We start from the raw sequence: 9,717 nt of genomic DNA, 5'->3' as shown, positions 1-9,717 counted from the left end.
CCCAGAAGCCGTCGAACCGCCGGCGGCGACATAGGCGAGGTCGAGCGACGCCGCGCCCATCCGGCGGATGCCGGCGACATGCGGCATGATCATCTGCACCGCTTCCATCCGCGCTGCCCGCTGGCGGTGCCGCGCTGCCGCGAGGTGGCGCCGCCGCTGGAGGAGCTCGAGCCGGGGCATCGCGTCGCCTGCCATGTCGCCAGCGCCCGTGCTGCCGGGGCACCGCTGTCATGACCGCGCTGCTCGAGGTCAGGCAGGTCGGCAAGACCTTCAGGTCCGGCGGCCTGTTCGGGCGCCACGTCGTGCGGGCCGTCGACGGGGTCGATTTCGCCCTGGCCAGCGAGCGGCCGGAGGTCTTCACCATCATCGGCGAGTCCGGCTCGGGCAAGTCGACGCTGGCGCGGATGATCCTGAACGGCATGTCGCCCGATGGCGGGTCGATCCGGTTCCGCGGCCGCGATCTCGCGACCATCCGCAGCCGCCGCGACCGGTTGGCCTTCATGGCCGAGGTGCAGCCGGTGTTCCAGAACCCCTTCGAGGCGTTCAACCCGCTGAAGCGGGTCGACCGCTACCTGTACATGGCGGCCCGCCGCTTCTGCGGCGCCCGGACGCGCGCGGAGGTCGAGGCCCGGGCCGACGCGGCGTTGCGCAAGGTCGGGCTGTCGCTCGCCGAGGTGCGCGGCCGCTTCCCGCACGAGATGTCCGGCGGCCAGCTGCAGCGCGTCGCCATCGCCCGCGCGCTGGTGCCCGAGCCGGCGCTGGTGGTGGCGGACGAGCCGGTGTCGATGATCGACGCCTCGCTGCGCATGACCATCGTCAACATGTTCCGGACGCTGCGCGACGAGTTCGGCGTCTCGATCATCTACATCACCCACGACCTCGCCACCGCCTACACCATCAGCGACCGGCTGATCATCATGGAGAAGGGCAGGGTGGTGGAGAGCGGGCCGGCCCGCGCCGTGCTCGACGCCCCGAGCCACCCCTATTCCATCCGGCTGCTGCAGGCGGTTCTGCCCATCGGCGACGCCTGGCGCGACGAGCGCCCCGCCGAACCCAGGTCCCAGCCGGCGGCCTGACCATTTCCCACCCTCGCTTCCCGGAGTCCTCCATGCAGACCGTCAGGGTTTCCATCGACCGCAGCTTCGCCATCGGCGACACCGATCCCCGTCTGTTCGGGGCCTTCGTCGAGCATCTCGGACGCTGCGTCTATGGCGGGCTGTACGAGCCGGGCCACCCGACCGCCGACGCCAAGGGTTTCCGCCGCGACGTGCTCGACCTGGTGCGCGAGCTGGCGCCGACCATCATGCGGTATCCGGGCGGCAACTTCGTGTCCGGCTACAACTGGGAGGACGGCGTCGGGCCGGTCGACAGGCGCCCCCGGCGGCTCGACCTCGCCTGGATGTCGAAGGAGACGAACGCCTTCGGCACCAACGAGTTCATCGACTGGTGCCGGGCGGCGGGGATCGAGCCGATGCTCGCGGTCAATCTCGGCACCCGCGACGGCGATGCCGCGCGGCGGCTGGTGGAATACTGCAACTTTCCCGGCGACACCGAGCTCTCGGACCTTCGCCGCGCCCATGGCTGGCCGGAGCCGCACGGCGTCAAGTTCTGGTGCCTCGGCAACGAGATGGACGGGCCGTGGCAGATGGAGACCAAGACCGCCGAGGAGTACGGCCGCAAGGCCACCGAGGCGGCCAAGATGATGAAATGGGTCGACCCCTCGATCGAGCTCGCCGCCTGCGGGTCCTCCGGCCGCACCATGCCGACCTTCGGCGCCTGGGAAGACACGGTGCTGGAGCACACCTTCGAGCATGTCGAGTACATCTCGCTCCACACCTACCTCAACGACTATGCCGGCGACACGGAGGCCTTCCTCGCCAGCCCGGACCTGATGGACTCCTTCATCGACGAGGTCGTCGCCATCGTCGACGCCGTGGCCGCGCGCCGGCGCTCGTCCAAGCGGATCATGCTCAGCTTCGACGAATGGAACGTCTGGTACCGCACGCGCCGCCGCAGCGAAGGCCGCACCAAGCTGGGCTGGCCGGTGGCGCCGGAGATCCTGGAGGAGGTCTACAACATGAAGGATGCGCTGGCCTTCGGCGGGGCCTGCATCTCGCTGCTCAACCACGCCGACCGGGTCCGCTGCGCCTGCTTGGCGCAGCTGGTGAACGCCATCGCCCCGATCATGACGGAGACCGGCGGCCCGGCATGGCGGCAGACGATCTTCCATCCCTTCGCCCATTTCAGCAATCTCGGCCGCGGCCGGGTGCTGCGGGCGCAGGTGGACTCGCCGACCTATGCCGCGACCTATCACGACCCCCGCGGCACGGCCGACCTGGCCTTCCCGCTGCCGGAGGTGCCCTATGTCAAGGCCGCCGCCGTGCACGACGAGGCGGACCGGACGGTGACGCTGTTCCTGCTCAACCGCCATCTCGACCAGCCGGCGCCGATCGAGATCGACGCGCACGGCTTCGGCGCCCTCGGCCTCGGCGAGGCGCTGGAGATGCGTGACGACGATCTCTCGGCGACCAACACCAGGGAGGCGCCGGACCGGGTCCGGCCTCGCACGTTAACCGGTGTGCGCGTCGACGGCGGTCGGATCTCGGCGACGCTCGGGCCTGCGTCCTGGAACGTGATCAGGCTGTCGGCCTCGGCGTGACCCTGCAGGCGAGGTGCCCGACAGGCCTCACAAACCCTGCTGCTGCCGCATGATCACGGCCGACAGCGGCGGCAGCGACACCACAAGGCGAGTAGAACCTGCGGTATCGACAACGGGCGGGGTCGAACCGACGATCCCGCCACCGCCATAGATCCGGTCGTCCGTGTTCAGGATCGGCTGCCATTGCGTCCGGTCCGGCACGGGGATGCGGTAATCCAACCGCGGCACCGGAGTGAAGTTGCAGACGACCAGGATCACCGGATCGCCATCTCCGCCATGCCTGAGATAGGCGAAGACGCTGGCCTCCGCGTCATCGGCCACCAGCCAGGTGAAGCCGGACGGCTCGGCGTCGCGGCGGTGCAGCGCCGGCTCGGCCCGGTAGATCCGGTTCAAGTCGCGCACCAGCCGCTGCACGCCGCGATGCAGCGGGTCATCGAGCAGGTGCCAATCGAGCTGAGCGTCGTGGCTCCACTCCCGCTCCTGGCCGAACTCGCCGCCCATGAACAGCAGCTTCTTGCCCGGCGAGCTCCACATGAAGCCGAAATAGGCGCGGAGATTGGCGAAGCGCTGCCAGGTGTCGCCCGGCATCCGGCCCAGCAGCGAGCCTTTGCCGTAGACCACCTCGTCATGCGACAGCGGCAGCACGAAACGCTCGCTGAAGGCGTAGAGCAACCCGAAGGTCATCGCGTTGTGGTGGTGTTTGCGATGGATCGGGTCGCGCGCCATGTAGCCGAGCGTGTCGTGCATCCAGCCCATGTTCCATTTGAAGGAGAAGCCGAGGCCGCTATCCGTCGTCGGGGCGGTGACGCCCGGCCAGGCCGTGGATTCCTCGGCGATCACCACCGCACCGGGGTGGCGCTCGGCCACCAGCGTGTTGAGCCGGCGCAGGAACGCGATCGACTCCAGGTTCTCGCGCCCGCCATGGATGTTGGGGATCCAGTCGCCGGGTCCGCGGCTGTAGTCGCGGTAGAGCAGGGACGCGACGGCATCGACCCGCAGCCCGTCGATATGATAGCGATCGAGCCACTCCAGCGCGCTGGCCAGGAGGAAGGCGACCACCTCGGTGCGGCCGAGATTGTAGATCCAGGTGTTCCAGTCGCGGTGGAAGCCCTCGCGCTCGTCCTCATGCTCGTAGAGGGCGGTGCCGTCGAAGCGGTGCAGGCCATGGGCGTCGCCGGGGAAATGTGCCGGCACCCAGTCCAGCAGCACGCCGACGCCGGCGCGGTGGCAGGAATCGACGAAGCGGGCGAAGGCCTCCGGCGGCCCGAAGCGGGCGGTCGGCGCGAACAGGCCGAGCGGCTGGTAGCCCCAACTGCCGGTGAAGGGATGCTCGGTGACCGGCATCAGCTCGAGATGGGTGAAGCCCATCCCCACGACGTATGGCACCAGCCGCTCTGCCAACCCGTCCCAGCCGAGCGGCTTTCCGTCGTCGCCATGCAGCCAGGAGCCGGCATGCAGCTCGTAGATCGAGATCGGGGCCGAGGTGGCCTGCCGGTCGCTCCGGCCCTGCATCCATTCGCTATCGGTCCAGCGGAAGGGCAGGGGCAGCGGGACCACCGAGGCGGTGCGCGGCGGCATCTCGGTCTCGCGCGCCAGCGGATCGGCGCGCTGCGGCAGCAGGTTGCCGTGCCGGTCCAGCAGCTCGAACTTGTAGAGCGCGCCGTCGGCGACGCGGGGGATGAACATCTCCCACACCCCGCCGTGATGGCGCAGCCGCATCGGATGACGCCGTCCGTCCCAGCTGTTGAACTCGCCGACCACCGAGGCCCGGCTGGCATTCGGCGCCCAGACGGCGAAGCGGGTGCCCTCGACCCCGTCGATCGTTACCACCCGGCTGCCCAGGCAGCGCCGCACCGCCTCCGGGTCGCCCGCAGCCAGGGCGTGCAGGTCCGGATCGCCCAGCAGCACGCCGAAGCCGTAGGGATCCTCGGTCTCCTGCACCGCGCCGTCCGGCCAGCCGATGCGCAACAGGTAGGGCTCGGCCTCGTTCAGCACGCCGGCGAACACCCCGGCCGGATGGACCTTCTTCAGCGTTCCCAGGCGGCGCCCATCCGATCGCGCCGCCGCCTCGACCCTGTCGGCATTGGGCAGGCAGGCACGGACCGCGATGCCGTCCCCGGTGGGGTGGGGGCCGAGCACCGCGAAGGGATCGCCATGACGCCCCGCCGCGATCGCGTCCAGGGCGGCGGGATCGAGGCCGGTCGGCAGCGCGACGTCAGGCATGGGTCAAGGCTTCCGTTGCGGCGGTGAGTTGGTCCAGCAGCGCGGCCAGGCCGCGGATCGGCAGGCCGATCCAGCCCGGGCGGTTCGCGGCCTCGTAGCGGATCTCATAGGCGGCCTTCTGCAGCGAGAAGAGGGCGATCAGCGCCGCCTCCGCCTCCGGCGTCGCCCAGGGGTGCAGCGCGGCCCGGGCGACCGTGCGGTAAGCCTCCAGGAAGGCCTGGGACGCCTCGGTCCGGTACCGCTGCAGCAGGGCGGTCCGCTGCGCCCGCATTGCCTCGGGGATGGAATCGCGGGTGGCGTCATCCGCCGTGGCCGCGGCGTAGTCGATCGACCGCAGCAGCCCGGCGACATCGCGCAGCGGGCTCGATTTGTGCCGGCGCTCGGCGATCGGCCGGGTCGGCTCGCCCTCGAAATCGATCAGATAGGCATCGCCCTGCGCCACCAGCACCTGGCCGAGATGGAAGTCGCCATGGACCCGGGTCTGCAGCGATCCGCGGCCCGCATCGGCCAGGCGTTCGACCAGCCGGGCCAGCCTGTCCTGGCCCGTCAGCAGCCGCTTGGCCGCCGCTTCCGTCACGGCGTCCGCCCAGTCGCCCATCGCCGCGACCGTGGCGATCGCGCCGTCGATCTCGACCCGCGCCTCCTCGATCCAGCCGCGCACCGCATCGGCATCGGCCGGCTCGGGCGCGAAGGCGGGGTCGTCCGAGGGACGGGCCAGAACAGTGTGGATCTCCGCCAGCCGCCTTCCGATCGCCGCGGCGAAGCCGGCCTCGTCGGCGAAGCCCTCGCCGTCGGCGGCCCCTTCGGTCAGGGTCAGCTCGTCGACGGTCCGGCGCAGATTGTCCAGGCTCCAGCTCCAGCCATCGCCCTGGTTGCGGACATAGCCCTGGACGATCGCCAGGGTCCGCGGCTCGCCATCGGCGCCGATCCGCACCACTTCGCCGAACAGCGGGGCGATGTTGGCGGCGCCGTGCTCGGTCAGGTGGCGCCCCATCTCGGCCTCGGGATGAATGCCGGGGCGGATGCGCCGGATCACCTTCAGCACCAACTGGTCGCCGAGGACCAGCGAACTGTTCGACTGCTCCGCCGCCAGCCATTGGATCTCGATATCCGCCGGCAGCTCGAAGCCCTCCATCCGCGTCGTCGGCTGGAACCGGATCTCGCCATCGTCGGTGGACAGGGTGCGGCCGGTCCGCAGCCCCTCGACCAGGGCCAGCGGCAGCTCGCGCAGCGAGAAGGCGTCGGTCAGGAAGCCGACGCGGCGGCCGCGCCGGACCCGGGCGACCGCCAGCTGCTGCTGCAGCGCCGGCAGGCTGCCATCCTCCCAGGCGATGCCGAGCGGCACCTGGTAGCAATCGGTGGTGCCGCCGGATGTCGCCTCCACCTGGGTCAGCATGAGCTCGGTGCCGGGCAGTGGCGTCGCCCTGGCGATGCGGACCGCGTCGATGCGCCGGTCCTTGGCCGCGAACCAGCGGCGCTTCGGCAGATAGGCCGGCAGGCTCTCGGTCTCCAGGATCTGCCGCGAGGCGGAGGACAGCACGTCGGCCAGACCGTTGCGCAGCACCAGGGTGACGAATTCCGGCATCTGCTCCGGCGGGTCGTGGTGCCAGCGCGGCGCCGCGGCGTCGGCCTGCAGATGGAACCAGTAGAAGCCGTAGGGCGGCAGGGTCAGCAGATAGGTCAGCTGGCCGATCGGCGGGAACACGGTGTCGCCGGTCAGCTCGACCGGCGAGCGGCCCTCGAAATCGGCGAGGTCCAGCTCGACCGCCTGGGGCGCCCGCGACAGGTTGGCGACGCACAGGATGGTCTCGTCCTCGAAGCTGCGCAGATAGGCCAGGATCTTGCGGTTGCCGGGATAGAGGAACCGCAGCGTGCCGCGGCCGAAGGCGCGGTGCCGGCGGCGCAGTGCCAGCATCCGGCGGGTCCAGTTCAGGAGCGAATGCGGGTCGCGCCCCTGGGATTCGACGTTCACGGCCGGAAAGCCGTAGAGCGCGTCCATGATCGCCGGCAGCACCAGCTTCTCCGGGTCGGCGCGGGAGAAGCCGCCGTTCCGGTCCGGCGACCACTGCATCGGCGTGCGCACCCCGTCGCGGTCGCCGAGATGGATGTTGTCGCCCATGCCGATCTCGTCGCCGTAGTACAGCACCGGCGTCCCCGGCATCGACAGCAGCAGGCTGTTCATCAGCTCCATGCGCCGGCGGTCGCGCTCGAGCAGCGGCGACAGGCGGCGGCGGATGCCGAGATTGATCCGGGCGCGCCGGTCGGCGGCGTAGGTCTCCCAGAGATAGTCGCGCTCGCTGTCGGTCACCATCTCGAGCGTCAGCTCGTCATGGTTGCGCAGGAAGATCGCCCATTGGCAGCTCTCCGGGATCTCCGGCGTCTGCCGCATGATGTCGGTGATCGGGAAGCGGTCCTCGCGCGCGATCGCCATGTACATGCGCGGCATCAGCGGGAAGTGGAACGCCATGTGGCATTCGTCGCCGCGGCCGAAATACTCCTGCGTATCCTCCGGCCACTGATTGGCCTCGGCCAGCAGCATGCGGCCGGGATAGCGCGCGTCGAGATGAGCCCGGATCTGCTTCAGCACCGCATGGGTCTCGGGCAGGTTCTCGTTCGAGGTGCCCTCGCGCTCGATCAGATAGGGGATGGCATCAAGGCGCAGCCCGTCGACGCCGAGGTCGAGCCAGAACCGCATCACCCGCAGCACCGAGGCCAGCACCCGCGGATTGTCGAAGTTCAGATCGGGCTGGTGCGAGTAGAAGCGGTGCCAGAAATAGGCGCCAGCCACCGGGTCCCAGGTCCAGTTCGACGTTTCGGTGTCGCAGAAGATCACCCGGGTGCCGGCATAGGCCTGGTCGGTGTCGGACCAGACGTAGAAGTTCCGCGCCGCGGAGCCGGGCTTGGCCCGCCGCGCCCGCTGGAACCAGGGATGCTGGTCGGAGGTGTGGTTGATCACCAGCTCGGTGATCACCCGCAGGCCGCGGCGATGGGCCTCGGCGATGAAGCGGCGGACGTCGGCCAGGGCGCCGTAATCCGGATGCACTTCGGTGTAGGCCGCGATGTCGTAGCCGTCGTCGCGCCGCGGTGACGGATAGAAGGGCAGCAGCCACAGCGTGTCGACGCCCAGGCTGGCGATGTAGTCGAGCCGGGAGATCAGCCCCTTGAAGTCGCCGATCCCGTCGTCGTTGGAATCGAAGAACGACTTCACATGCAGCTGGTAGATGACCGCGTCCTTGTACCAGGACGGATCCTCGAAGCCGGGGGCGGGGGACCGCTTGAGCATGTCACACCTCCTGCGCCGGACGGACGCGCCAGATCGCGAAGGGCAAAGCGAGGTCGAGGCGGATGTGCTGGATCTTGCCGTGCCAAGTGAGCTCCCGGCCGGTCATCAGCTCCTCGGCCGCCAGGGCGCCATGGTCGGGCAGGCCCCATTCCCACAGCGGGATCTCGATATCGGCTTCCTGCGGCCGGTGCGGGTCGAGATTGACCGCGACCAGCAGCACGTTGCCGCGATCGGGCGTCGCCTTGCCGTAGTAGAGGATGCTGTCGTTGAAGGCGTTGTAGAAGGTCAGGCCGAGATGGGTCTGCAGCGCCGGGTTGGCGTGGCGGATCCGGTTCAGCCGGGTGATCTCGGCGACGATGTTGCCCGGCCGGTCCCAGTCCCAGGCGCGCAGCTGGTACTTCTCGCTGTCGAGATACTCCTCCTTGCCGGGGACCGCCTGCGCCTCGCACAGCTCGAAGCCGTTATACATGCCCCACAAGCCGGACAGCGTGGTCGCCAGCGCGGCGCGGATCAGGAATCCCGGCCGGCCGCTGGTCTGCAGGAATTGCGGGTTGATGTCCGGCGTGTTGACGAAGAAATGCGGGCGGAAGAAGTCCTTCGGCGCCGTGGTGGTCAGCTCGGTCAGGTAGCTGGTCAGCTCCGCCTTGCCGTTGCGCCAGGTGAAGTAGGTATAGGACTGCGAGAAGCCGATCTTGGCCAGCCGGTACATCACCTTCGGCCGGGTGAAGGCCTCGGCCAGGAACACCACGCCTGGGTCGCGGCTGCGGATGTCGGCGATCAGCCACTCCCAGAACGGGAAGGGCTTGGTGTGCGGGTTGTCGACCCGGAACAGCTGCACGCCCTCGCCGACCCAGAAGGCGACGATGTCGCGCAGGGTCCGCCACAGATCGGGCACCGCCCCTTCGGCGTAGAACTCGACATTGACGATGTCCTGGTACTTCTTCGGCGGGTTCTCGGCGTAGCGGATCGACCCGTCCGGCCGCCAGCTGAACCAGCCGGGATGCTCGCGCAGCCAGGGATGGTCGGGGGCGCATTGGATGGCGAAATCCAGCGCCAGCTCCAGCCCATGCTCCGCCGCCGCGTCGCGCAGCCGGCGGAAATCCTCGATGGTGCCGAGCTGCGGGTGGATCGCATCGTGGCCGCCCTCGTCGGATCCGATGGCATAGGGGCTGCCGGGATCCTCCGGCCCCGGCGTCAGGGTGTTGTTGCGGCCCTTGCGGTTCCTCCGGCCGATCGGGTGGATCGGCGGGAAGTACAGCACGTCGAATCCCATCGCCCGGATCGCCGGCAGCCGCCGGATCACATCGTCGAAGGTGCCGTGCCGGTTGGGGTCGCCGCTGGCAGACCGCGGGAACAGCTCGTACCAGCTGGCGAAGCCGGCGGCGCGGCGCTCGGCATCCACCGCCTGGGGCGGCTCCTGGCGGATGGCGAAGGGCCGCCGGTCCGCCTGGGCCATCAGCGCCGCCGTCTCCGGCGCCTGCAGCCGCGCCAGCCGTTCCGCCGGCGCGGCCTCGGCGAAGCCGGCCAGCAGCGCCTCCAGCTCGGCCCGGAT

At 69.8% G+C, this 9,717-nt stretch carries 6 protein-coding genes and 1 pseudogene; 3 read left to right on the top strand and 4 right to left on the bottom strand.

What is annotated here, in order from left to right:
* Positions 1 to 87: pseudogene (locus tag P409_RS41575) on the bottom strand (inositol monophosphatase family protein); the annotation flags it as partial.
* Between P409_RS41575 and P409_RS39970 the strand changes: the two are divergent.
* Genes P409_RS39970 through arfA form a run of 3 tightly spaced genes read left to right on the top strand, consistent with a single transcriptional unit; the run spans position 79 to position 2,659 of the window.
* Complete coding sequence (locus P409_RS39970) at positions 79 to 234, top strand: hypothetical protein (protein ID WP_430515642.1); 156 nt, start codon at positions 79 to 81, stop codon at positions 232 to 234. The pseudogene P409_RS41575 and the gene P409_RS39970 sit on opposite strands and share 9 nt — an antisense overlap.
* On the top strand, positions 231 to 1,076 hold the full coding sequence (locus P409_RS16635; RefSeq protein WP_034839538.1) for an ABC transporter ATP-binding protein: 846 nt from the start codon (positions 231 to 233) through the stop codon (positions 1,074 to 1,076). The genes P409_RS39970 and P409_RS16635 overlap by 4 nt, the downstream gene beginning before the upstream one ends.
* A gap of 32 nt (positions 1,077 to 1,108) precedes the next feature.
* Positions 1,109 to 2,659, top strand: a complete 1,551-nt coding sequence (gene arfA, locus P409_RS16630; RefSeq protein WP_034839533.1) for an arabinosylfuranosidase ArfA — start codon at positions 1,109 to 1,111, stop codon at positions 2,657 to 2,659.
* A 27-nt stretch (positions 2,660 to 2,686) separates the two neighbouring features.
* On the opposite strand, the gene glgB is transcribed toward arfA, so the two are convergent.
* The 3 genes from glgB to P409_RS16615 all read right to left on the bottom strand — a co-directional run.
* A complete protein-coding gene (gene glgB, locus P409_RS16625) occupies positions 2,687 to 4,882 on the bottom strand; it encodes a 1,4-alpha-glucan branching protein GlgB (protein ID WP_034839530.1) in 2,196 nt (731 codons plus the stop codon).
* Complete coding sequence (gene treS / locus P409_RS16620) at positions 4,875 to 8,165, bottom strand: maltose alpha-D-glucosyltransferase (RefSeq protein ID WP_034839526.1); 3,291 nt, start codon at positions 8,163 to 8,165, stop codon at positions 4,875 to 4,877. Before treS ends, glgB begins: the two co-directional genes overlap by 8 nt.
* Before the next feature lies 1 nt (position 8,166).
* A partial coding sequence (locus P409_RS16615) for an alpha-amylase family glycosyl hydrolase (RefSeq protein WP_034839522.1) occupies positions 8,167 to 9,717 on the bottom strand: 1,551 nt, incomplete at its 5' end.

Source organism: Inquilinus limosus MP06 (assembly GCF_000767795.1).
GTDB classification, from domain to species: domain Bacteria; phylum Pseudomonadota; class Alphaproteobacteria; order DSM-16000; family Inquilinaceae; genus Inquilinus; species Inquilinus limosus_E.
Note: the sequence above shows the minus strand (reverse complement) of the source record. Positions and strands in the feature narration are given on the sequence as shown.

Coding starts and splice junctions, on each gene's coding strand:
- treS (WP_034839526.1), bottom strand. CDS start 8,165: ATGCTCAAGCGGTCCCCCGCCCCCGGCTTCGAGGATCCGTCCTGGTAC.
- arfA (WP_034839533.1), top strand. CDS start 1,109: ATGCAGACCGTCAGGGTTTCCATCGACCGCAGCTTCGCCATCGGCGAC.
- P409_RS39970 (WP_430515642.1), top strand. CDS start 79: ATGCGGCATGATCATCTGCACCGCTTCCATCCGCGCTGCCCGCTGGCG.
- P409_RS16635 (WP_034839538.1), top strand. CDS start 231: ATGACCGCGCTGCTCGAGGTCAGGCAGGTCGGCAAGACCTTCAGGTCC.
- glgB (WP_034839530.1), bottom strand. CDS start 4,882: ATGCCTGACGTCGCGCTGCCGACCGGCCTCGATCCCGCCGCCCTGGAC.